Genomic DNA, 23,340 nt, shown 5'->3' on the forward strand with positions numbered 1-23,340 from the left:
CGGAGGACTTATGACAATCCGTGTGGCTACCGATATCGGTGGCACTTTTACTGACCTGGTTTACCTGGAAAACGGCGTGATCAACGCGGTCAAGGCCGACACTACACCGCCGAACTTTGAACAGGGACTGCTCAATGCGGTCGCGAAAAGTGGCGTCAGTTATGCCGACATCGAGTTTTTCGCCCATGGCTCGACCGTGGTGATCAACACCCTGACCGAACGCAAGGGTGTCAAAACCGCCTTGCTGACCACCCGTGGATTTCGCGATGTGCTGGAGATTGCCCGGGGCAATACACCGGATATTTTCAATACCTACTACCGCAAGCCGCCGCCTTTCGTGCCGCGTCATCTGCGTCTGGAAATCTGTGAACGCTTGAATTATCGCGGTGAAGTAGTAACCCCTCTGAACCTTGAAGCCCTTCCAGCCATACTCGACCCCTTGCGCGGGGAGGGCGTTGAAGCGATCGCGATCTGCCTGCTGCATGCTTATTGCAACCCCGCGCATGAACAGCAATTAATGGCTGCCGTGAACGAGTTGTGGCCACAAGTGGCGGTCATCGCTTCGCATCAGGTCAGTCGTGCACTGCGTGAATATGAACGCACCAATACCACGGTGTTGTCGGCTTATGTGATGCCTGCTACGCGAGACTATCTGGATAATCTGTCCACGCACCTGACAGCTAAAGGGCTGCAATCGGCGCCCTTCATCATGAAGTCCAATGGCGGCATTTCCCCGGTTAATGCGGCCAAGCAGGATCCGATCAGTCTGGTGGAGTCCGGGCCGGTAGGTGGCATCCTTGGGGCGCAGGCCTACGGCCAGTTGATCGGGGAAAACCAGTTGCTGGCGTTGGATATCGGCGGCACAACGGCCAAGTGCTCCTTGATCCATGACGGAAAGGTGGACATCAGCAACGATTACGTCATCGAGAAAACCGCAATCAGTGCCGGTTATCCGATCATGACGCCTGTCGTGGACATCGTTGAAATCGGGAATGGCGGTGGCAGTCTGGCATGGGTCGACGCGGCGGGTAGCCTGCGTGTAGGACCGCAAAGTGCAGGCTCTACGCCAGGCCCGGTCGCTTATGGTCGAGGCGGCATGGCACCGACAACCACCGATGCCAACCTCTATACGGGCCGGATCAATCCGGATGACTTCGCCGGTGGCGAAATCAAACCGGATGTCGCAGGGGTGGAAAAGGCTTTTGCGAAACTGGGAGAGCAGATTGGCGTATCGGCCAAACTGCTGGCCCATGGCGTATTGCAAATCGCCAATGCCAACATGGTCAATGCGCTCAAGTTGATTTCGGTCAACCGTGGTCATGATCCTCGTGACTTCGCGCTCATGGCCTTCGGCGGTGGCGGGGCATTGCATGCCACAGCCCTTGCCGCTGAGCTGGGAATTCCAAAAGTCATCATCCCGCCATTCGCCGGTGTTTTTTCGGCGTGGGGCATGCTGATGCTCGATTCCCGTCGCGATTACATACAGACGCACTTGCAACTGCTCAATGACGAAGGGTTGCCTGGCCTGACCGGGGCTTTTGCCAGCCTTCAGAGCACTGCCGAAGCACAATTTGCCGACGACGGTATGTCGCGCGAGAAGCTCCGTTTCGAGTGGCACATCGATGCGCGTTATACCGGCCAGGAACACACCGTAAAAGTAGCCCTTGATGAGCTGCAGTTGCCGTCAATACTCGAGCGCTTTCACGCGCAGCATGAGCAGGCCTACACCTTCCGGCTGGAGTTGCCGATCGAGGTTGTCAACCTCCATCTGGTGGCGTTTGGCGAAGTACCCAAATCGCCCATGGCGCCCATAGGTGTGAGCACTTCGACTACAGCCGAAGTTGCGTTGAGTGGGCGGCGCTGGGTCGAGTTCGAGCCTGAACAACCCGTCAAGACGCCCCTGTACCAACGATCGGCGCTGCTCAGCGGTATGCGGATCGATGGCCCGGCAATCATCGAAGAAGCGACCACAACGACAGTCGTTCGCCCAGCCGATCGACTTGAGGTCGACAAGTACGGTGGCCTTCATATCCATATCAGTGTGCAGGAGGTTTCGGCATGAGCAACGCCAATCCATTTACCCGCGAAATCATCAAAAACGCCTTGGTTGCCATTGGCGAAGAGATGTTCATTGCCCTCAAGCGCACCAGCATGAGCCCGATCATCTACGAAGCGCTGGATTACGGCATTGGTCTTACTGATGCGACAGGACAGTTGATTTCCCAAGGCAACGGTATTCCTGGCTTTATCGGCACACTCGATGGCGCCGTACGCAGCGTGATGGAGAAATTCCCGCTAACCGATATTTTGCCGGGCGATATGTTCATCACCAACGACCCTTACGGTGGAGGTGGCACGCATCTTTCGGATGTCTCGATGATCATGCCGGTTTTCCATAAGGAGCGCCTGATCGCCTGGACGGCCAACAAGGCGCACTGGACGGAGGTGGGAGGCAAGGATCCCGGCAGTTTCAGTTCGGATGCCTCAGAGATTTACCAGGAAGGCTTGCAGTTTCCTACCGTACGCATCTTTGACCGGGGGCGGATCAACCAGGCTGTGGTGGACATCATTGCTGCCAACGTCCGCCTTCCAGACATGACGCTGGGTGACCTGCATGCCTGCGCCGCTGCTTTGCGCGTAGGGGAGCGTCGACTGTTGTCGATCGTGGCCAAGTACGGTGAGGAAACCACCCTCGATGCCATCGAGCGGTTGCTCGAGCATGGCGAGGCGATGACGCTGGCGGCGTTTGCCAGCCTGCCGAGGGGCGTTTTTTACGCTGAGGACGTCATCGACGAAGACGGCCTTGGCAATGGGCCGTTCACGGTGAAAGTCAAAGTCGAGATCGGCGAAGGTCGCTTCGTGGCAGATTTCACAGGATCAAGCCTGCAAGCGCAAGGGCCGATCAACAATACCCTGTGCGGTCTGCAGTCTGCTGTACGCGAAGTATTCATGGGGGTCGTGCGGCCTGGCATTGCGGCCAATGCCGGGTGTTTCCGCCCAATCGAGGTGATCTGCCCGCCTGGCACCATTTGCACGGCCCAGCGCCCGGCGCCGGTGTCTGCTTACTTCGAGTCAATGGTGGCGGCAGCCGATGTGATACGTCGGGCATTGGCTCAAGCGCTGCCGGATCGCTTGATCGCAGGGCAACTCGGTTCTGTGTGCTCGATGGTGTTGAACGGGCGCAACTCCATTACCAATGATGAGTACCTTATGGTTCAGCCGTTGGTTGGCGGTTGGGGCGCTGGACATGACAAGGACGGAGAGAGCGGTCAGTTCTGTGTGGGAAATGGTGAAACCAGCAATATTCCGGTCGAGTTGACCGAACGTTGTTATGAGGTATTAGTCGAGCGCTATGGTTTTCATCATGAAGAGGGTGGCGCGGGGCGTCACTGTGGCGGAAGAGGGGTAATGCTCGATTATCGGATCCTGTCGCCCAAGGCTTGGGTGTCGACATTCTTCGGGCGCGGCATCACCCCGCCGTGGGGAATTGACGCAGGTCATGAAGGCTCGTGCAACTACGCTGAAGTAATTCGCGCACAGGGGCCAACCGAACGCTTCAGTCGAGCCAATCGTGTGGCGCTTGAAAAAGGCGATTTGCTGCGACTGGTCACTGCCAACGGCGGTGGTTGGGGGCCGGCAAAAGCGCGGAGCCTGGAGGCTATCCAGGATGATATAAAAAATGACTACATCTCGGTCGAACAAGCCCGGCGCTACTACCCCGAGCAGATGTCATCGGCATAGCTGAACTGGAGCTTGTGAGCGACAGCGCCGGCAACGGAATCGGTATGAGAGGTGCCTGCCAGGGACGGTAGTGCTTCTCTACTGCCGAAGGAAACTCGATTACTCATTCGAGTCTCGCTCTTTCGACTCCAGACGTGGGTTCCCCACGGACGGGCTGCGCCGTACCTTCCCAACGTTCATGGCCTGGCAGTGACTTGTGAGTTCGACAAACTGTCCCACCAACAACAGCAGTCGATAATGCCCCGAAAGACTTGGCGCCCGGCTCGGGTGGGTATTAATCGCAAGCGGCAAAAACAACTCCAACATGGCCCTACAACATGCACCCGTTACGACAAAGCCTGCACAACGAACTACACGCGCGCCCGTCACTGTACTTCGATGAGCCGGCCCATGTGTTTCATCTGGCGTTCCTCGGCAGCGATCAGGAGTGTAATGCATTCCTTGAAAACTGCTGCCCTGCTTCCCTCGACCTGACTGCCGCCCAAGGAATTACCCATCTCGATGGCCATGCACTGAAATGGGAGCGCCATACCGAGTTTTTCACCCTGACCCTGGTGGTCACTTCATCCTGTGACGACCTGTCCTGGACGACGCTGCCCGAGGTGCTGGCGTCAAAGGTCGAAGCGCATTTGCCGGCCTTGATCAACTCGGTGCAGATTGTCGTGCGTGGTGAAAACAACCTGGATCTGTCCCGTTACGGCTTCAAGGATCCGAGCGGCTCTTGCGTGGGTGGTGGCGATGCAATGGTCTGGAGCGATTTTCGTCTCAGCGAGGAGGGCAACAACCACATATTGTTCGTCAACCGACGCCTGAATGCCTACCGCCAGGGCCGGATGATACGCCGCCTGCTGGAAATCGAGACCTATAGGATGATGGCCTCGTTATCGTTGACCATGGCCAAAGACCTGAGCGCGCAGCTCGATGTTTTTGACAAGACCTTGGTCGCCCTTTCCGAACAGAACGCCGACCCGGACGGCAGTAATGCGAAAGCCCTGCTTGCGGATATTTCCAACCTTTCTGCCCAAGTGGTCAGCAGCTCTGCGAAAACCCGGCACCGCTTCAGTGCCACGCAAGCCTATGCGCAATTGGTGTTCGAACGTTTGGGGGAGCTGCGAGAAAGTCACGTAGGTGATTGCCAACGCCTGGGCGTATTTATCGAGCGCCGCTTCAAACCTACCGTCAGGTACTGCACCGCCACCGAACAGCGCCTGGAGCACCTGGCCGAAAGCGTGGCCAACCTTGGCGATTTGTTACAAGCACGGGTTCAGGTAGAAATGGAGGAACAGAACTCGGAAATCCTGAAAAGCCTGAATGCTCGTGCCGATGCTCAGATCAAGATCCAGCGCGCAGTGGAGGGGCTGTCGATTATTGCTATTACCTACTACCTGCTTAACCTGCTCAAACTTGGCTACTCGGGGCTGCACCTGCTCGGCGTTGCGGTGGCCCCGCGAGAGGCCATGCTCGCAATGACGCCGCTTGCAATCGGCATTCTTACGTTGATTGTGGTTCGCATCAAGAAAGTCAAAGAGCATTGAGACGATGACCGTACAATCTTGATTCACCAGGGCATATGGACTTAAAAACCCGGGAAAGCACACAGATTATTGAATGTCGCTGAGTGACTGCTTATGGCTGTGGATTCAACCGGTTGCTGCTTCTCGCATCCAACACGGTACGAGGCACCTCTAACCGGGCAGTTGGTCTGATGTCCATAAATAATGCCCGGCGAATTGCCGGGCATTTTCATTCCTGAAACCTTTGTAGCGGGGCTTAGTTTGCCGCTTCCGGTTGCGGCTCGGCGATCGCGCCAGTGCGGGCGATCACGGTCAGGATCGACAGCGCGGCGATTACCAATCCTGGTGACGTTGCCAGCAGCACGCCAGTGGTGCCGGCACCGGCGGCGAGAATCTGGCCGGCGGCCAGGGGGCCTGCCACCGAACCGAGCCGGCCGATGGCCACGGCCGCGCCGACACCGGTGGCGCGCACCGAAGTCGGGTAGGAAGGGGGCGCCAGGGCGTACAGCACAAGCTGTGCGGCCATGACGAACAGCCCGACGGCAAACCCGGCGATGGCCATCGGCACGATACCCACTGACAGGCCGACCCCGGCCAGCGCCGCCAACACCCCGGCGTACACGAACAGGACCACTTTCAGGCCGTTGCAGCGGTCCAGCATCACCCCGCCGAGCAGCGAACCAATGGCGCCGCCGATGTTGAACAGCATCTGCACCATGCCTGCCTGTGGCTTGGTGAAACCCTGTTCCAGCAACAGCGAGGGCAGCCAGTTGAGCAGCATGTACATCACGGTCAGGGTGAAGAAGTAGCTCAACCACAAGGCCAGCGTGCAGCGTGCGCGTCCTTCGCCGAACAGCGCCTGGGCGGTGGACGACCGTGGGCTGCCGGTGGTGACATGTTGTTGGCGGAACGCAGTGGATTCGGGCAGCAGCAGGGCCATCAGCGGCACTACGAGCATGGGCGTCAGACCGCCGATGATGAAGGTGGTTTGCCAGTGTTCACTGGAAAACATTGCCACCACGGCCGCCAGCGCGCCGCCCAGGGGCACGCCGCAGTACATGACGCTAATGGCGGTGCCGCGATGGCGCTCGCTCACGGCCTCGGCACACAGGGCAATCAGGTTGGGCAGGGCGGCACCCAGGCCCAGGCCGGTCATGAAGCGCACCAGCAGCAGGTTGGAGTAGCTCTCGACATAGGCGGTGCAGAGCGAGAAGACACCGAACAGCAGCACGGCGCCGACGAGGATTTTCTTGCGGCCGATACGATCGGCCACCCAGCCGCCAAAAAACGCACCTGGCAGCAGGCCGATGATCCCGGCGCTGAACACCCAGCCCATCATCTTCGGGTCCAGGGCAAAGCTCTGACGCAAACCTGCGGCAGCGGTGCCGGCAGCCTGCAGATCAAACCCTTCGATCAGCGCAACGATAAAGCACAAAGCGATTGTCAGCGTCGAGCGACGCGATGGACTGTCCATGGGTGAACCTCATTGTTGTTTTTTTTATGCAGTCGAACCCTCCGTGCGTTGGGCGCGCCGTCGGTGACCGCTGGCGATTAAGATAACAAAGATAACTAAAAAAAGAATGATGTCCTAAAAGCTGTAAAAATCACAAATAAAGTGTTTGAAAACAGACTGTTATGAATGCATTCATATGAATATGTGGAAATAGATAATAATATTAATGTTCGATTATCGGTCATGTGCGATTGACGGCGACCCTTGGCTGTTTTCATTCTCTGGTCGTGAAGCCGGCAGTCCGTGCGGATCCGGCACCCACGAACAACAATAAAAAGTGGACATCGAACATGCCAAAACGCCCCATGAACACCGGTTCCGTAGCGTCACTTCCCTGCGTTTGCAGTATCCATCCAGGGTGGGTCGTGGCACTGCTAGGCGTCAGCGTTCTGCCCTCTCAGCTGCGGGCCGAGGGGTTTATCGAGGACAGTCACGCAAACTTGACCCTGCGCAATTACTACATGGACCGTGACTACAAGGATGGCGGGGCCAAGTCTGCTGCACGGGAGTGGGCCCAGGGTTTCATCCTGGGCATGGAGTCCGGGTATACCGAAGGGACTGTAGGCTTTGGCCTGGATGTGCGGGGGCTGCTGGGGGTCAAGCTCGACTCCGCCCCGGATCGCAGCGGCACCGAACTGTTGCCGGTGTCGGCCAGCGACAAGCGCGCGGCGGATGATTATTCGCGGCTGGCGCCGACGGCCAAGCTGCGGTTTGCCCAGACAACGGTCAAGAGCGGCGATGTCTCGATCTTCCTGCCGTTTGCCTTTGCCAGCCCGTCGCGGCTGCTGCCACAGACCTTCCGCGGCACCACGCTCAGCTCCAGGGATTTCGATGGCCTGACCCTGAACACCGGTTACATCGATCGCATCAACAAGCGCGATTCCACGGACTATCAGGCCATGAGCATCGCCACGCCAAACCGGCGATTCAACGGTGCCGCTACCAGCTCGCATCTGGCGTACGTGGGGGGTGATTATCAGGTCAACAAAGAACTCAGTCTGCGCGCCTACCATGCCGAGGTGGCCGAGCTGTACCAACAGGACACCCTGGCGCTGCTGCACAACCTGCCGCTTGGCGACGGTGTGTTCACCAGTGACTTGCGCAGTTTTTTCAGCCGTGAGGATGGCGCCGCCAAAGCGGGTGAGGTGGACAACCGCAACCTCTCGGCATTGTTTGGCTACCGCTTCGGCGGGCACCGGGTGAGCCTCGGCTACATGCACTCCAGCGGCGACACGGCGACGCCGTACATCTCTGGCACCGAGTTGATGGGCATGAGCGAACAGACCATGGCTTCGGATTTTCTCAACGCCAAGGAGCGCACCTGGCAAGCGATCTATGACTACGACTTCGTCGCGTCCGGGGTGCCCGGTTTGAAGGGAAGGTTGCGTTACGTGCGCGGCGACAATATCGAGTTGGCCGCCTTCAACGCCGAGGACCGCAAAGAGCGCGAATTCCAGATGGAACTGGGTTATGTGATTCAGAGCGGCCCGCTGAAAAACGTCGGGCTGTTGGCGCGCAAGGCGATCTATCGCAATGACTTCCCGAGCGGTACGGCGTTTCGTGATGAAAACCAGACCCGGTTCCAGGTGCTCTATACCTTGCCGATCTGGTAAGCCCGGGCCCTTCGATGTTCCCCGCCGGCCGCCCCTTCTGGAGCGTGCCGGCAGCGTGCGTTCAGTCCTGGTAAACCTTCCTCAGCAAGCGCAGCAGCTCTTCGCGCTCTTCGCCGGTCAGCGCTGAAGTGGAGTCGAAATCGCTTTGCGCGGCGATCTGCTTGAGCTCCTTGAGCAAGGTTTCGCCGGTCTTGCTCAGGAAGATTCCGTAGGAGCGTTTGTCCGGCTTGCAACGCACTCGCACCGCCAGCGCGCGGCTTTCCAGTTTATTGAGCAACGGCACCACCTGCGGCGGCTCGATGGCCAGGGCCCGGGCCAGGTCGGCCTGCATCAGCCCCGGATTCTGGTCGATGATCGCCAGGGCCGAGAACTGCGCGGGGCGCAGGTCATGGGCTGACAGGCGACCGATCAGGTTCTGGAACAGTTTGAGTTGGGCGCGCCGCATCGCGTAGCCGATCAGGTCATCCAGTGCCGAATCCAGCGGTGCCTGCAGCTCGGCGGTGGCGGACGGGGACTCGTTCTGGTCGGCGAGGGGAGAAGGCTTGGCCATTGCGGGTGAATCCTGAAGAGATGGAGGTTAACAAGTGTATCTAGTTTGCCGGGGTTGGCCGCTGATAGCTATGCCCGTCGTTCATGGTGAAGGGGACGGAGGATATTTTCGGGTGGATAAAAAATGGTTAATTAGATTAATAGTTAATTGACATAACTATATCGATCCTTTAATTTCCAGTCATCTTCAAGCCAAGAACAAGAGAGTATCGCCATGAGCAATTACGAAGGTCGCTGGACAACCGTCAAGGTCGAGATCGAAGAAGGCATCGCCTGGGTCATCCTCAATCGCCCGGAAAAACGCAACGCCATGAGTCCGACGCTCAACCGGGAAATGATCGATGTGCTGGAAACCCTTGAGCAGGATCCGGCGGCCGGCGTGCTGGTGCTGACCGGTGCCGGCGAAGCCTGGACCGCGGGCATGGACCTCAAGGAATACTTCCGCGAAGTGGACGCGGGCCCGGAGATCCTCCAGGAAAAAATCCGCCGCGAAGCCTCGCAGTGGCAATGGAAACTGCTGCGCATGTACACCAAGCCGACCATCGCCATGGTCAACGGCTGGTGTTTCGGTGGTGGCTTCAGCCCACTGGTGGCCTGTGACCTGGCGATCTGCGCCGACGAAGCGACCTTCGGCCTCTCGGAAATCAACTGGGGCATCCCGCCGGGCAACCTGGTGAGCAAAGCCATGGCCGACACCGTGGGCCATCGTCAGTCGCTGTACTACATCATGACCGGCAAGACCTTCGGTGGGCAGAAAGCCGCCGAGATGGGCCTGGTCAACGAAAGCGTACCCTTGGTGCAACTGCGTGAAGTCACCGTGGACCTGGCGCGCAACCTGCTGGAGAAAAACCCGGTGGTACTGCGTGCGGCCAAGCATGGCTTCAAGCGCTGCCGCGAGCTGACCTGGGAGCAGAACGAGGACTACCTGTACGCCAAGCTTGACCAGTCGCGCCTGCTCGACACCGAGGGTGGCCGCGAGCAGGGCATGAAGCAGTTCCTCGACGACAAGAGCATCAAGCCCGGTCTGCAGGCCTACAAGCGCTGAGACTGATCACCGGGTGCATGTCCGCCCCGGCGCTCTGCATCGCTCGAATGCATTCCCGACAAAGACAATAAAGAGGAATCACCATGCTGGACGTGCCCCTGTTGATTGGCGGCCAGTCGCTGCCTGCCCGCGACGGTCGAACCTTTGAGCGCCGCAACCCGGTGACCGGTGAATTGGTATCGCGGGTTGCTGCCGCCACCCTGGAAGATGCCGATGCCGCGGTGGCTGCGGCCCAGGCAGCGTTTCCCGCCTGGGCCGCCCTGGCGCCCAATGAACGTCGCACCCGTTTGCTCAAGGCGGCCGAGCAGTTGCAGGCGCGCAGCGACGAATTCATCGCGGCGGCCGGCGAAACCGGGGCCATGGCCAACTGGTACGGTTTCAACGTGCGGCTGGCGGCCAACATGCTGCGTGAAGCGGCATCGATGACCACCCAGATCAATGGCGAAGTGATTCCCTCGGATGTGCCGGGCAGTTTTGCCATGGCCCTGCGCCAACCCTGTGGCGTGGTGCTGGGGATCGCCCCGTGGAACGCCCCGGTGATTCTCGCCACCCGCGCCATCGCCATGCCGCTGGCGTGCGGCAATACCGTGGTGCTCAAGGCGTCTGAGCTGAGCCCAGCGGTGCATCGTCTGATCGGCCAGGTCTTGCAGGATGCAGGGTTGGGTGACGGCGTGGTCAACGTCATCAGCAATGCCCCGGCGGATGCCTCGGCGATTGTCGAGCGGCTGATCGCCAACCCGGCGGTGCGGCGGGTCAACTTCACCGGCTCGACCCATGTCGGGCGCATCGTCGGCGAGCTTTCGGCGCGCCACCTAAAGCCAGCCTTGCTGGAGCTGGGCGGCAAGGCGCCATTGCTGGTGCTCGATGATGCCGACCTGGATGCGGCGGTGGAGGCAGCCGCTTTCGGCGCGTACTTCAATCAGGGACAGATCTGCATGTCCACCGAACGGCTGATCGTCGATGCCAAGGTCGCCGACGCCTTTGTCGAAAAGCTGGCGGCCAAGGTCGAGACCCTGCGCGCCGGTGATCCCGCGCTGGCGGATTCGGTGCTCGGTTCGCTGGTGGATGCCAGTGCCGGAACGCGCATCAAGGGGTTGATCGATGATGCCCTGGCCAAGGGCGCGCGGTTGGTGGTCGGTGGACAGCTGGACGGCAGCATTTTGCAGCCGACCCTGCTCGATGGCGTTGACGAGAGCATGCGTCTGTACCGCGAGGAATCCTTCGGCCCGGTGGCGGTGTTGTTGCGCGGGGTGGGCGATGAAGCGTTGCTGCGTCTGGCCAACGATTCCGAGTTCGGGTTGTCGGCGGCGATCTTCAGCCGCGATACCGGGCGCGCCCTGGCGCTGGCCCAACGGGTCGAGTCGGGCATCTGCCATATCAACGGCCCGACCGTGCACGACGAAGCGCAAATGCCCTTCGGTGGAGTCAAGTCCAGCGGCTACGGCAGCTTTGGCGGCAAGGCGTCCATCGAGCATTTCACCCAGTTGCGCTGGGTTACTTTGCAGCATGGACCGCGGCACTACCCGATCTGAACCGCAGAAATAACAATAAAAAAAGGCTGTAGCCACCGCCATGCCCATTCGTGCGGCTTGGTGGTAGCGTGCCTTGATGGAGAACAAGCACGTGAGTTCCGAATTCAGATCGCAACCCCACATCGAGGCCTGCGCGCCGCGCTACCGTCACGTGGCCATCGGTCGCGCAGCGGTTGAGGTCACAGAACAGCAGGGCGCGTTGCACATGCGTTCCCTGGAGCCATTGGCCGAGTATCCATCGCGACTGCTTGACCGTTTGGTGCTTTGGGCCAAGGTGCGTCCCGAGCAAACCTTTATCGCCGCCCGCCAGGCCGACGGTGACTGGCGCCGGGTCAGTTACGCCGAGATGCTCGAGAGTGTTCGGGCCATCGCCCAAAGCCTGTTGAGCTACGGCCTGTCAGCAGACAAACCGCTGGTGTTGCTCTCAGGCAATGACATCGAGCATTTGCAACTCGCCTTCGGCGCCATGTACGCGGGCATTCCCTACTGCCCGGTGTCGCCGGCCTATTCGCTGCTGTCCCAGGATTTCGCCAAGCTGCGTCACGTCTGCGATCTGCTGCAACCTGGCTTGGTGTTTGTCAGTGATGCTGTGGCCTACCAGCGCGCCATCGATGCCGTGATACCCGCTGAAACGCCCATGATTACCGTCCGGGGCGAAATCGCGGGACGCCACCAAGTGAGTTTCGCCAGCCTGCTTGAACAACCGGGCGGGGCCGAGGCCGAGGCCGCTTTTGCTGGCACGGGGTCGGACAGCATCGCCAAGTTCCTGTTCACCTCCGGCTCGACCAAGCTGCCCAAGGCGGTGATCACCACCCAGCGCATGCTGTGCTCTAACCAACAGATGCTGTTGCAGACCTTTCCGGTGTTCGGCGAAGAACCGCCGGTGCTGGTGGACTGGCTGCCGTGGAACCACACTTTCGGCGGCAGCCATAACGTCGGCATCGTGCTCTACAACGGTGGCAGCTTTTACTTGGACGACGGCAAACCCACGGCGCAGGGGTTTGCGCAAACCCTGCGTAATCTCAAAGACGTGTCGCCTACGGCCTACCTGACCGTACCCAAAGGCTGGGAAGAATTGGCCTCGGCACTGGAGCAGGACGCGGAGCTGCGGGAGATCTTTTTCAAGCGTATCAGTCTGTTTTTCTTTGCCGCCGCCGGTCTGTCGCAAAGTGTCTGGGACCGCCTCGACCGGATCAGCGAACAGCACTGCGGTGAGCGTATCCGCATGATGGCCGGGCTCGGCATGACCGAGGCTTCGCCGTCTTGCACCTTCACCACCGGGCCGTTGTCCATGGCCGGTTATGTCGGCTTGCCGGCGCCAGGTTGTGAGGTGCGCCTGGTGCCGGTGGACGGCAAACTCGAAGGACGCTTTCGTGGGCCGCACATCATGCCCGGCTACTGGCGGTCACCACAGCAGACCCACGATGCGTTCGACTCGCAGGGCTTCTACTGCTCCGGAGATGCGCTCAAGCTCGCCGACCCGCGCGATCCGCAATTGGGGCTGATGTTCGACGGGCGCATCGCCGAAGATTTCAAGTTGTCATCCGGGGTGTTCGTCAGCGTCGGGCCGTTGCGCAGCCGCGCGGTGCTCGAAGGTTCACCCTATGTCCAGGACCTGGTGGTGACCGCGCCGGATCGCGAGTGCCTGGGCGCGCTGGTCTTTGCGCGGATGTTCGAATGTCGACGGCTGTCAGGGCTGGCGGCCAGTGCCAGCGACGCCGAGGTGTTGGCCAGCGCGCCGGTGCGCGAGTGGTTCGCCGGCTGGTTGCAGCGATTCAATCGCGAGGCCACGGGCAATGCCAGTCGCCTGGAATGGATCGCCTTGCTTGACGAGCCGGCGTCCATCGATCGGGGGGAAATCACCGACAAGGGTTCGATCAACCAGCGTGCGGTATTGCAGTGGCGCGCGGAGCAGGTCGAGGCGCTGTATCGCGGGCTTGATCCTGCCATCCTGCGCGCCGGGGCGAAGTCGTGAGCGAAGTCCTGAACACCGGCGGGCAGTACTCGGCCTTTGCCGATGCGGCGATTTTCGATGCGGTGCGCACACCGTGGGTGGACCTCGGTGGGGCACTGGCCGAGGTGTCGCCGATCGACCTGGGCATCAAGGTCGGGCGCGAAGTACTGGCGCGCGCGCAAGTTGACCCGCTGGCAGTCGACAGCGTGCTGGCGGGTTCCATGGCCCAGGCCAGTTTCGATGCCTACATGCTGCCACGGCACATCGGCCTCTACAGCGGCGTGGCGCAATCGGTTCCGGCACTGGGGGTGCAGCGGATCTGCGCCACCGGTTTCGAACTGCTGCGCCAGGCCGCCAGGCAACTGGATGACGGCGTGCAATTGGCCCTGTGCGTGGCCACCGAATCGATGTCGCGCAATCCGATTGCGGCCTATACCCATCGAGGCGGTTTCCGCCTTGGCGCGCAAGTGCAGTTCAAGGATTTTCTCTGGGAAGCCTTGTACGACCCGGCTCCCGGGGTGGACATGATCACCACCGCCGACAACCTCGCGCGGCGTTATGGGCTGAGTCGAGAAGCGGTGGACGCATACGCCTGTGCCAGTCATCAGCGGGCATTTGCGGCACAACACGCGGGCTGGCTGGCACCCGAGCTCGTTGCCGTGGGGCATCAGGTGTTCGAACTGCAAGGCTATCAGCCACGGGGCATCCGCCTGTCACGCGGCGTCGACACGGTGAGTGAAGACAGCCACCCACGGCCCGGAGACATCGCGGCGTTGTCCCGGTTGCACACCGTGCACGAAGGCGGGGTGCAAACCGCCGGCAACAGTTGTGCGGTGGTCGATGGCGCGGCGGCGGCCCTGGTCGGGCGCGCTTCGGCCCGTCGGGATACACCGTTGGCCTTGCTGCGGGCCAGCGCGGTGGTCGGGGTGGCGCCGGAGTTCATGGGCATCGGTCCGGCACCGGCGATTCGCCTGCTGCTGCAGCGCAGCGGCTTGAGCCTGGATCGGATCGACCGCTTTGAAATCAACGAAGCCCAGGCCGCCCAGGTCCTGGCAGTGGCTCAGGAGCTGGAGCTGGACCCTTCGCGTCTGAACGTCCAGGGTGGTTCGTTGGCACTCGGCCACCCCTTGGCCGCCAGTGGCTTGCGCCTGGTGCTGACCCTGGCCCGACAACTGCGTGAGCACAATCTGCGTTACGGGGTTACCGCGGCCTGTGTTGGCGGTGGGCAGGGCATGGCGCTACTGATCGAAAATCCCGCCTGGCGTGCCTAAGAATTCGTCGGCTGACGGGCAAGCTGTGTTTTCTGCCCATGACGGCTTCTGGCCGATTGTTGCCCGTCGCGAAGGGCTGCAATCGACTAAAAAACCATTTTTACGCGCTAACCAGCGATTAGCTGCGTTCAGTCTTTCCTGAGTTTTTAATCCAGGTATCAAGTTCCGTTACCATTTTACTGACCTCGCTATCTTCCCGTTCCGAGGGCCGAACGATTGCGTTCCAGGCGATATCCAGGCCGTCATTCAGGGCGGCCCACGCAAGTTCCCCGCGTTCAAGACTGGGGGTTACCAAATCCCGTTGCAATATGCTGATTCCGTATCCTGAGCGGACCAGTTCAACGATGGCTTCGATCAACTCCACCGTGATCATGCGGCGCGGCAAGATGCTGGCGGGGGCGAAGAAACGGTCATACTCCCAGCCACTGGCGCGATCGGTCGAATACGTCACCAGGTTGTAAGTCTTGAAGTCTTCCGCATAGATATTTTTCCTTCCCGCAAGGGGATGATCGGTTGCCATGATTGCAATCAAATCGTCCCGAAAAAGTGGCAACTTCGCGACACCGCTAGGCACCATGCCGTCATCGATAATGGACACATCCAGTCTGCCTTGCATCAGGCTCGCGTAAACGTCGTTACGGGGCACGGTCACCAGTGTGATTTCGATGTCCGGCCGAAGACTTGAGTAGTGCTTGATGAATTTTGGAATCCAGCGAAATGGGCCGTAGGAGGTGACACCCATACGGACAAACGCTGTGACGCCACCAGCCATGGACCGGGCCTCGGACTCAGCCTCATTGAGTATGGCGATGATGTCTTTGGCGGCCCGTTCCAGGCGCACGCCGGCAGGGCTGAGTCTGAGCTTTCCTCCTGATCTTTCCGTCAGGCTCACACCTAGCCGCCGCTCCGCTTCGCGTATGCGGTGACTGACGGCTGAAGGTGTCAGCCATAAACGTTCGGCCACCGCGGTGATCGAATCGACTTCCGACAAGGTTTGCAACATCACCAAGTGATCCAGCGTCAGTCTCATGGGTATACGACCTGAAAATAATTCACAAAATTGCGTAAAATTATGAGCGTGACTTGTTTTTGGTGCCGATGCAATCTGAATCCAGCAGAGCCAACGGAGACCAACAACAATGACTACCCTGCCTTTCACACCTGCGCTAACCCTGGGCGATCTCGTCGATCTCGAGCGTTACCCAATCACCGATCGCACCAGCCCCGCTTATCTCGCACTGGTCACTCACAGTCAGTCGTTGCTGGCACAAGAGGGCGTTGCGATCTTTCCGGGTTTTGTTCGCAATCCATCGGTTGTCGCGATGGCGCAGCAGACACTTGCACTGCACTCGCGCATGTTTCATTTTCGGGAAAGCCACACGGTTTATTTCAAACCTCAGGACGAAAGCGTTGATCCGGAACACCCGCTACGACGCTTGATGAACACGGCAAAAGACACTGTTGCCTATGCCGATATTCCTGCCGACCATTTGATCCGGCAGATCTATGGATCGGACGAAGTCCTTGCTTTCATCAAAGATGTTTTGGCTCTGGACACGCTCTATCGTCATGCCGATCCATTAGCCGCCCTTAACTTGCAGGGCTTCACGGCAGGGCAGGAGTTGGGGTGGCACTTTGATCGTTCCGACTTCAGCGTCACGCTGTCGCTTCAGGCTGCAAGCACCGGTGGGGATTTCGAGTATGTGCGGATGCTGCGCAATGAAAGTGACGATTGCTATGACGCGGTCAGGCAATTCCTCGATGACTCGCAAACACAGCAGGTAGAGGTTCTGCCTCAAGTGCCCGGCACCCTGACATTGTTCCGCGGCCGCTATTCATTGCACCGGGTCACGCCGGTGGAAGGGGACAGGTTGAGGCTCAACGCGGTGTTTGCGTACGTGGACCAGCCCGATGTCGAGTTCAGTGCCTATGCGCGCCAGTTGTTCTACGGGCGTACTTCTGTTGATCCATTAGCTTGAGCTTCGCCAATAACAATAAATGCAATTGATTCACGCCTTTGTTTCACGTGTTTGCGCACGCACTTGTCCATGCTAAATCTGATGGACTCGTTTGCTCCTGTGTCGCACACAACAGTTCGCTGCCCCCAATAATAATGATTCGGAGCGTCTGATCATGAAAAACAGGAAGAGTTTGTTGGCCTCTTTGCTCACCCTTGGCTTGCTTGTCGGTAGTGCTTCAAGCCAGGCCTCAGGGTGGTGTGAATCGGGCAAGTCGGTGAAATTTGCCGGGTTGAACTGGGAGAGCGGGATGCTCCTCACCGACATCATGATGATCGTGCTCAAGGATGGTTATGGCTGTGCAACGGATCAGTTGGTGGGTAACACCATCATTCTCGAGACCGCACTGGCCGGCAACGACATTCAGGTGTTTGGCGAAGAGTGGATGGAGCGTAGCGAAGTCTGGAAAAAGGCGGCGGCGGCCGGAAAGGTTGTCGGGGTTGGCGCTCCGATCATTGGTGCGACTCAGGGCTGGTATGTGCCGCGTTACGTCGTTGAAGGGGACGCCAAACGTAACCGGCCGGCGCAGGCGCCCGACCTCAGGACAGTCGCGGACCTGAGCAAGTACGCGAGTGTTTTTCGCGATTCGGAAGAACCGTCCAAAGGCCGTTTCTACAACTGTCCTGCGGGTTGGATCTGTGAGCAGGACAATACCGAGATGTTGAAAGAGTATGGTCTTGAAAACACGTTCACAAACTTTCGTCCAGGTACCGGTGCGGCATTGGATGCGGCTGTCCTGTCCAGTTACAAACGCGGTGAGCCGGTGCTGTTCTACTACTGGTCACCGACGCCGCTGATGGGGCAGATCGATGCGATAAGGCTGGAGGAAAAGACCGGCGCCAACAAAGACGTCATCACCATGGTGGGACTCTCCAAGGCATTTCATGAACAGGCTCCTGAACTGGTCGCAGTACTGGAGAAGGTCAACATTCCGATCGACTTGTTGAATCAGAACCTGGCGAGGATGACCCGGGAACGCATCGAATCGCCGAAGCTGGCCAGGATGTTCCTCAAGGAACACCCGGAAATCTGGCATGCCTGGGTCGACGAAGCCGCAGCAAAGAAGATCGAGGCATCGCTCTAATCGGCCTCAAGGGCAAGGACGCCCGCCCTCTGTAACGCTCCTATGAACACAATCTCTTGACTGTTTCTACACAGGAACGGCGCCTCTTTGCGTCCGGGAAATCACGAACATGATCAAATCACGAGCGGCCGTCGCCTTCGCGGCGAACCAGCCTCTGCAAATTGTCGAAGTCGATGTAGCGCCGCCGCAAGCCGGTGAGGTGCTGGTACGCATTGTTGCGACAGGTGTCTGCCATACCGATGCGTTTACGTTATCGGGCGCCGATCCCGAAGGGATCTTCCCCGTTATTCTTGGCCACGAAGGTGGCGGTATCGTCGAAGCGGTTGGCGAGGGGGTAACTTCACTGGCGGTGGGCGACCATGTGATCCCGCTCTACACCCCGGAATGTGGCGAGTGCAAATTCTGCACCTCCGGCAAGACCAATCTTTGTCAGAAAATCCGTGCCACTCAAGGCAAAGGTTTGATGCCAGATGGCACCAGCCGATTCTCTTACGAAGGGCAGCCTGTCTTTCACTACATGGGCACCTCGACGTTCTCCGAATACACCGTGCTTCCCGAAATTTCCCTGGCCAAAATCCCCAAGGATGCGCCACTGGAGAAGGTCTGCCTGCTCGGTTGCGGTGTGACCACCGGCATTGGCGCGGTGATCAATACGGCCAAGGTGGAGGAGGGAGCCAGCGTGGCAATCTTCGGTCTGGGTGGTATCGGGCTGGCAGCCATTATCGGTGCGACCATGGCCAAGGCCGGCCGGATCATCGCGATCGATATCAACCCGGCCAAGTTCGAGATTGCCAGGCAACTGGGCGCTACCGACTTCATCAACCCCAAGGATTATGACAGGCCGATCCAGGACGTGATCATCGAGATGACTGAGGGCGGTGTGGACTATTCCTTCGAATGCATTGGCAACGTCCATCTGATGCGCGCCGCCCTGGAGTGCTGCCACAAGGGCTGGGGTGAGTCGGTGATCATTGGCGTCGCTGGCGCCGGTCAGGAAATCAGTACCCGTCCTTTCCAGCTGGTGACCGGGCGCGTCTGGCGCGGCTCGGCATTTGGCGGTGTGAAAGGACGTAGCGAGCTACCCAGCTATGTCGAGAACGCGCAAAAGGGCGACATTCCGCTGGACAGTTTCATTACCCACACCATGGGGTTGGACGAGATCAACAGAGCCTTCGACCTGATGCACAAAGGCGAAAGCATCCGCACCGTTATCCATTTCGATCGCTGACTCAACAGATTGGCGAAGCCCGTCAGGGCGAGTCAAAGGCGCGAAAACCTGCAACATCAACCCACCGTATCTACACCAAAGAGAGCACAAAGATGACCATTTTCACTCATGTGACTGTCGGTACCAACGACCTGCAAAAAGCGCGCAGCTTCTATGACAATGTCCTGGGTACCCTGGGCCAAAAACGCATCGCTGATCTGGACGAGAATGGTTCGATCTGGGGTGAGAGCGCTCCATCCTTCTTCGTGCTGAAACCGGCGAACGGCGCCCCGGCCAGTGTGGGTAATGGTGTCACCATCAGCTTCGAGGCGCCGAATCGTGCCGCCATTGACGCTTTCCACGCCGCGGCGCTGGCCAGTGGCGGCACCGACGAAGGTGCACCGGGTCCGCGAGGCTGGGCACCTGACGCCTATGCGGCTTACGCGCGGGATCTCGATGGGAACAAGCTGGCTGCGTACTGTTTCAAGCCAGCCTAAGCTTCAAGACGAGGCATCATTAGATGCTTCGTCATTAGCCCTTACTCGCAAGGATTAGTAATCCGTAAGGTTGCAATGGTGGCTTGAACAAGCCCGTTTAACCTTGGTGTTCGAACGACAGCTTCTGGCCGGTTTCTGCCGATCACCACCGGCAGCTATGGGATGAAAACCACCTCTTACGACTCGACTGCGTCGGCCAAAACCAATTGCTTGCGGCACGGAACCTCTCATCTTTGGCATGACGCACACGTCCACATTTTCAAATGTTTAGCTTCGAAGCTGGAAAGGCGTCACCCTCGCTCCTCGACACGGCGAGACGTGTGAACTGCGGCAAGCGGCGTTCCAACAGGCCATTCGTCTCACCAGGGGCTGTTGACGTTTTGCTGCGAACCGCCGCGATCAGGGAAATGCGACCGCCGCCGCGAGATACAGCAGTAACGCCAGCAGCAACACCACGGTGAAGCCCAGGTGGATCGCCAACAGGGTCGCCAGCACGGCCGCCACCACCGATACGCAGGCGTTGACGCCCCAGGCGATCGGCACCAGTGCTTCGGCGCGCGCGGAGACGCGCCCGAGTCCGAGCGGAAACGGCATGCCCATGGCGAACGCCAGCGGCGCTACCAGCGCGGCGCAGATGCCGAACCTGGCGAGGGTCCCCACCGGCGCCAGCAGCTGGAACAATGGGGGCAGGGCGATCAGGTAGAGCAGGGCGATCGCGCAGATCGCCAGGACTGGCCGCGCGAGCGGATGACGGGGCCCCACACCCGTTCCAATGTCCCCCCGCCGCCGACCGGAGTAACGGCTGCCGAGGCCAGCGAAGATCAGGAACGCGCTGAGCGTTACCGCCACCGAATACAACGGGTGGCTGAGGAAAAGGGTGAACTTCTGGATGAAGGCGATTTCCACGAACATGAAGGCGAAGCCGATGGCGGCGAAGTAGGACACGACCCGAAGTTCGAACCTGGCCAAAGCCGCATTCCGAGAGCGTCGCTGGCGCCGCCGCGCCACCCATAGCGGCGCCAGGATCAGCAGCACGGCGGCCACGCTGGACTGCAGCAGCGTGGCGATCAGCACCGGATAGCCCCACTCCAGCATTGACAGGCCGCCCTGCGCCTTCAGCGCCAACAGTTCCGGCAGCGAGCGCCACTTGAAGAAGTGGAAGAAATACGGCCGATCATCCGTAGTCGGACGCACGTCGAACTTGTAGCGCGCCAGGAACTCCGCGCGCTCGCCGGACAGCAGGGCCTGCGCCGCGTCGAAGAACCAGGGCCGGTCGAGCAGGTTGTAGCGGTTCGCCTCGGCCACGGTCATCCCGGGGTAGTAGGCCAGGTCGAAGGAGCGCGCTCGGCAGAACTCCCGCAGCGCAGCGATGCCGGCGTCGTCGAAATCCCTGTTGCTGACCAGCAGCGTCGCGGTCTTCCAGCCGCGGATCATGACGATGCGGCGCGCCGCGCTGGCCTGCCCGTCGCGCTCGATGGCCGCGGCCGCGGTGGCCAGCAACCTGGGAACATCGCGGGGCGGCAGGGTGACCCAGCGGGTGATGGCCAGCAGGCCGCCGGGCGCGAGATGGCGCAGGTACTCGGCGAATGCATCCACCGTGTACAGGTAGTTCTCGGACAGCGCATGCAGGCCGCCCGAGGCAGTGCCGAAGGAGTCCAGCAGGGCGATCTGGATCAGGTCGTAAGGCTCGCCGCGCGAAGCCACCAGGCCGCGCGCCTCGCCGATCAGCACACGGACGTTGGGCGCGCTGTATGGCTTGCCGGAGAAGTCGGCGAAGCGGCGCTGGACCAGATCGATCACCTGTGGGTTCAGTTCGATGGCATCTACCGCGCTGGCGCCGTGGTAGATCGCCTGCAGCACATCGGCTCCGGCGCCGCTGCCCAGCACCAGCACACGGGGTTGGCGCAGCAAGTGATAGGGAAGAGCTGAGGTCAGGTAGTCCAGGTAGGCGAGCGGCTCGCGGCGCCCGTCATAGCGGTTCAGCACGGAAAGGCCGTCGCCGTCGGTAAAGATGGCCAGTTGTGCGGGCGGTTCCTGTGTCGCGTTGAGGCTCAGGCCAGGCGCGTAGCGCAGGGGAATGGTCGGGCTGTCGACGACCGTGAGCAGACCCAGCGGACTCCAGGTCTGGGCGATTGCGCGCGCATCCTTGATACGCAGCGTCTGGCTCAGTTCCTTGTACTCGGAGGGCGACAGGGCGATCCAGCGCCCGGGCACGCCGGCCGGCACCGCGACTGCCGCCGCCAGCAACAACGGCGCGAGCCAGCGCCTATGCCCGGTGCAAGCCATTCCGGCCAGCGCCCCGGCGGCGATGCCGGTGCCGCCCAGCAGCCGCAGCGCATCGACGGGCGTCAGGGCGAACAGCGCGGCGACGACCGCCAGGCTGCCCACGCCGGCGCCGAGAATGTCGAAGGCGTAGATCCGGTGAATCTGTTCCTGAAAGCAGGTGAAGGTCAGGCAGATGCACACCGCCGCGCAGAAGAACGGCACGAACAGCAGCAGGTAGATCATCAGCAGGCGCGCCGACTGCCGCGCGTCCCAGAGGATCTCGAGGGGATTGAACGGAACCTGCTGGGCCAGGCTGAAGCAGGCGATGGCGCTCAGCCCGAACAACACCGCGCCGCCGATGAACACACCGTGGAAGCGCGGCGCCAGCACAGGCCGTGCCAGCGCCACGGCGGTGCCGGCAGCGCCGTAGCCGAGCAGCGCGACGCTGATCATCATGTAGGCGAAATGGTGCCACTGGATGATCGAAAGCAGTCGCAGCAGCAGCACCTCATAGCCGAGCGCGGAGGCAGACAGCAGTGCCAGGGCGAGCAAGGGCGGCGAATGCATGCTCAACCGCCTCCGACCAGCGGCACGAAGCTCACAGGCAGCACCTGCCGGGTGGACACACTGCCATCGCCGGCCTTCTCGATCAGCAGCAGGTACTGGATCATGAACGGCGCGCCGACCGGGATTACCATCCGTCCGCCGGCCTTGAGCTGGGCGATCAGTGGCGGCGGCACATGGCTGGCGGCGGCGGTGACGAGGATGGCGTCGTAAGGCCCGTGCTCGGGCCAGCCGTGGTAGCCATCGCCCAGCCGGGCCTGCACCTTCGCATATCCCAGACGGCCCAAGCGCTCCCCGGCCTGCACTACCAGCGGTTCGATGATCTCCATCGTGTAGACCGCCTGCGCCAACTCGGCGAGGATCGCCGCCTGATAGCCCGAGCCAGTGCCGATCTCGAGTACCACGTCGCCGGGCCCGACCTGCGTCAGGTCGGTCATCAGGGCGACGATGTAGGGTTGGGAGATGGTCTGGCCGTAGCCGATCGGCAGCGGACGATTCTCGTAGGCGTAGGGCACCTCGTCGGGCGGGACGAACTTATGGCGTGGCACCTTGGCCATCGCGGCCATCACCGGCGCGGCAAACTCGACCCTGCCGGTTTCATCGCGGGTGACGGACGACATGTTGGCGATTTCCCGCACCATGGCATCGCGCAACGGCGCGAACGGGTCGTCGGCATGCAGACCGGCAGATGCCAACGCCAGAGCGATGGCAGGCGCCAGGATGCACGTCAGGAGCATCACCGGCTTCACAATGACTCCTCCGCCTGAGGAATAGTCGAATCGTATGGCCGGCGGGCTGACTCGGCAAGCCGGGGGTGCCGGCGACCAAACCAGGCTGCGGCGACTGCCCGGGACAACATCGCAACCCGTAACTGCACTGATAGCACCCAGCCAGTTCAAGCGGTGATACAAAAGTGAATGCGATTGTCAGCCGATTGCTGCCTATAAGGAGCCCTTCGCACTGACCTCATAAC

The 23,340-nt window shown here is 60.4% G+C and carries 17 protein-coding genes; 12 read left to right on the forward strand and 5 right to left on the reverse strand.

Annotated elements, in window-relative coordinates; all coding sequences use genetic code 11:
* Positions 1-10: 10 nt before the first annotated feature.
* The 3 genes from KGB29_RS01065 to KGB29_RS01075 all read left to right on the forward strand — a co-directional run bounded on the left by KGB29_RS01065 (position 11) and on the right by KGB29_RS01075 (position 5,276).
* Positions 11-2,062, forward strand: coding sequence for a hydantoinase/oxoprolinase family protein (locus KGB29_RS01065; RefSeq protein WP_150813678.1), 2,052 nt, complete (start codon positions 11-13; stop codon positions 2,060-2,062).
* Positions 2,059-3,741, forward strand: coding sequence for a hydantoinase B/oxoprolinase family protein (locus KGB29_RS01070; RefSeq protein WP_150813677.1), 1,683 nt, complete (start codon positions 2,059-2,061; stop codon positions 3,739-3,741). Before KGB29_RS01065 ends, KGB29_RS01070 begins: the two co-directional genes overlap by 4 nt.
* A gap of 317 nt (positions 3,742-4,058) precedes the next feature.
* Entirely contained in the window at positions 4,059-5,276 is a 1,218-nt protein-coding gene (locus KGB29_RS01075; RefSeq protein ID WP_150813676.1) for a DUF3422 domain-containing protein, read from the forward strand.
* A 235-nt stretch (positions 5,277-5,511) separates the two neighbouring features.
* On the opposite strand, the gene mhpT is transcribed toward KGB29_RS01075, so the two are convergent.
* Positions 5,512-6,729 (reverse strand): 3-(3-hydroxy-phenyl)propionate transporter MhpT, encoded by a 1,218-nt coding sequence (mhpT, locus tag KGB29_RS01080; protein WP_150813675.1) that lies wholly within the window; start codon positions 6,727-6,729, stop codon positions 5,512-5,514.
* Positions 6,730-7,073: 344 nt separating this feature from the next.
* Here mhpT and KGB29_RS01085 point away from each other — a divergent pair, with 344 nt between their 5' ends.
* Positions 7,074-8,381 (forward strand): OprD family porin, encoded by a 1,308-nt coding sequence (locus KGB29_RS01085; RefSeq protein ID WP_371319481.1) that lies wholly within the window; start codon positions 7,074-7,076, stop codon positions 8,379-8,381.
* A gap of 61 nt (positions 8,382-8,442) precedes the next feature.
* Here KGB29_RS01085 and KGB29_RS01090 read toward each other — a convergent pair whose 3' ends face one another.
* Positions 8,443-8,931: a MarR family winged helix-turn-helix transcriptional regulator gene (locus KGB29_RS01090; RefSeq protein WP_150813673.1), complete on the reverse strand. Its 489-nt coding sequence runs from the start codon at positions 8,929-8,931 to the stop codon at positions 8,443-8,445.
* Between the two features lie 213 nt (positions 8,932-9,144).
* On the opposite strand from KGB29_RS01090, the gene KGB29_RS01095 reads away from it, so the two are divergent.
* The 4 genes from KGB29_RS01095 (at position 9,145) to KGB29_RS01110 (ending at position 14,732) form a co-directional block, all read left to right on the forward strand.
* Positions 9,145-9,975: a p-hydroxycinnamoyl CoA hydratase/lyase gene (locus KGB29_RS01095; RefSeq protein WP_150813672.1), complete on the forward strand. Its 831-nt coding sequence runs from the start codon at positions 9,145-9,147 to the stop codon at positions 9,973-9,975.
* Between the two features lie 83 nt (positions 9,976-10,058).
* Entirely contained in the window at positions 10,059-11,507 is a 1,449-nt protein-coding gene (locus KGB29_RS01100) for an aldehyde dehydrogenase (RefSeq protein ID WP_150813671.1), read from the forward strand.
* Between the two features lie 91 nt (positions 11,508-11,598).
* Entirely contained in the window at positions 11,599-13,482 is a 1,884-nt protein-coding gene (locus tag KGB29_RS01105) for a feruloyl-CoA synthase (protein WP_150813670.1), read from the forward strand.
* A gap of 8 nt (positions 13,483-13,490) precedes the next feature.
* Positions 13,491-14,732 carry a thiolase family protein gene (locus KGB29_RS01110; RefSeq protein WP_150813719.1) on the forward strand — a complete coding sequence of 414 codons (1,242 nt, stop codon included), beginning with the start codon at positions 13,491-13,493 and terminating at the stop codon, positions 14,730-14,732.
* Positions 14,733-14,850: 118 nt separating this feature from the next.
* Here the strand turns inward: KGB29_RS01110 and KGB29_RS01115 are convergent, their stop codons facing one another.
* Complete coding sequence (locus tag KGB29_RS01115; RefSeq protein WP_150813669.1) at positions 14,851-15,762, reverse strand: LysR family transcriptional regulator; 912 nt, start codon at positions 15,760-15,762, stop codon at positions 14,851-14,853.
* Between the two features lie 109 nt (positions 15,763-15,871).
* On the opposite strand from KGB29_RS01115, the gene KGB29_RS01120 reads away from it, so the two are divergent.
* From KGB29_RS01120 to KGB29_RS01135, 4 genes are all read left to right on the forward strand, one after another.
* Entirely contained in the window at positions 15,872-16,711 is an 840-nt protein-coding gene (locus KGB29_RS01120; protein ID WP_150813668.1) for a hypothetical protein, read from the forward strand.
* Positions 16,712-16,865: 154 nt separating this feature from the next.
* Positions 16,866-17,834 (forward strand): ABC transporter substrate-binding protein, encoded by a 969-nt coding sequence (locus KGB29_RS01125; RefSeq protein WP_150813667.1) that lies wholly within the window; start codon positions 16,866-16,868, stop codon positions 17,832-17,834.
* Positions 17,835-17,943: 109 nt separating this feature from the next.
* Entirely contained in the window at positions 17,944-19,062 is a 1,119-nt protein-coding gene (locus KGB29_RS01130; protein WP_150813666.1) for an S-(hydroxymethyl)glutathione dehydrogenase/class III alcohol dehydrogenase, read from the forward strand.
* Positions 19,063-19,154: 92 nt separating this feature from the next.
* Complete coding sequence (locus KGB29_RS01135) at positions 19,155-19,538, forward strand: VOC family protein (RefSeq protein ID WP_102669643.1); 384 nt, start codon at positions 19,155-19,157, stop codon at positions 19,536-19,538.
* 399 nt (positions 19,539-19,937) lie between these two features.
* Here KGB29_RS01135 and KGB29_RS01140 read toward each other — a convergent pair whose 3' ends face one another.
* Together KGB29_RS01140 and KGB29_RS01145 are read right to left on the reverse strand one after the other, a co-directional pair.
* Complete coding sequence (locus KGB29_RS01140) at positions 19,938-22,370, reverse strand: SAM-dependent methyltransferase (RefSeq protein ID WP_154862262.1); 2,433 nt, start codon at positions 22,368-22,370, stop codon at positions 19,938-19,940.
* A gap of 2 nt (positions 22,371-22,372) precedes the next feature.
* Complete coding sequence (locus tag KGB29_RS01145) at positions 22,373-23,116, reverse strand: protein-L-isoaspartate(D-aspartate) O-methyltransferase (protein WP_223473486.1); 744 nt, start codon at positions 23,114-23,116, stop codon at positions 22,373-22,375.
* Positions 23,117-23,340 lie beyond the last annotated feature (224 nt).

The sequence above is a fragment of the Pseudomonas sp. BF-B-30 genome, assembly GCF_019956305.1.
Taxonomy (GTDB): domain Bacteria; phylum Pseudomonadota; class Gammaproteobacteria; order Pseudomonadales; family Pseudomonadaceae; genus Aquipseudomonas; species Aquipseudomonas jessenii.

What these genes read in the sequence shown, in the direction of transcription:
- KGB29_RS01065 (WP_150813678.1), top strand. Translation starts at nt 11, where the DNA reads ATGACAATCCGTGTGGCTACCGATATCGGTGGCACTTTTACTGACCTG.
- KGB29_RS01070 (WP_150813677.1), top strand. Translation starts at nt 2,059, where the DNA reads ATGAGCAACGCCAATCCATTTACCCGCGAAATCATCAAAAACGCCTTG.
- KGB29_RS01075 (WP_150813676.1), top strand. Translation starts at nt 4,059, where the DNA reads ATGCACCCGTTACGACAAAGCCTGCACAACGAACTACACGCGCGCCCG.
- mhpT (WP_150813675.1), bottom strand. Translation starts at nt 6,729, where the DNA reads ATGGACAGTCCATCGCGTCGCTCGACGCTGACAATCGCTTTGTGCTTT.
- KGB29_RS01085 (WP_371319481.1), top strand. Translation starts at nt 7,074, where the DNA reads ATGAACACCGGTTCCGTAGCGTCACTTCCCTGCGTTTGCAGTATCCAT.
- KGB29_RS01090 (WP_150813673.1), bottom strand. Translation starts at nt 8,931, where the DNA reads ATGGCCAAGCCTTCTCCCCTCGCCGACCAGAACGAGTCCCCGTCCGCC.
- KGB29_RS01095 (WP_150813672.1), top strand. Translation starts at nt 9,145, where the DNA reads ATGAGCAATTACGAAGGTCGCTGGACAACCGTCAAGGTCGAGATCGAA.
- KGB29_RS01100 (WP_150813671.1), top strand. Translation starts at nt 10,059, where the DNA reads ATGCTGGACGTGCCCCTGTTGATTGGCGGCCAGTCGCTGCCTGCCCGC.
- KGB29_RS01115 (WP_150813669.1), bottom strand. Translation starts at nt 15,762, where the DNA reads ATGAGACTGACGCTGGATCACTTGGTGATGTTGCAAACCTTGTCGGAA.
- KGB29_RS01120 (WP_150813668.1), top strand. Translation starts at nt 15,872, where the DNA reads ATGACTACCCTGCCTTTCACACCTGCGCTAACCCTGGGCGATCTCGTC.
- KGB29_RS01125 (WP_150813667.1), top strand. Translation starts at nt 16,866, where the DNA reads ATGAAAAACAGGAAGAGTTTGTTGGCCTCTTTGCTCACCCTTGGCTTG.
- KGB29_RS01130 (WP_150813666.1), top strand. Translation starts at nt 17,944, where the DNA reads ATGATCAAATCACGAGCGGCCGTCGCCTTCGCGGCGAACCAGCCTCTG.
- KGB29_RS01135 (WP_102669643.1), top strand. Translation starts at nt 19,155, where the DNA reads ATGACCATTTTCACTCATGTGACTGTCGGTACCAACGACCTGCAAAAA.
- KGB29_RS01140 (WP_154862262.1), bottom strand. Translation starts at nt 22,370, where the DNA reads ATGCATTCGCCGCCCTTGCTCGCCCTGGCACTGCTGTCTGCCTCCGCG.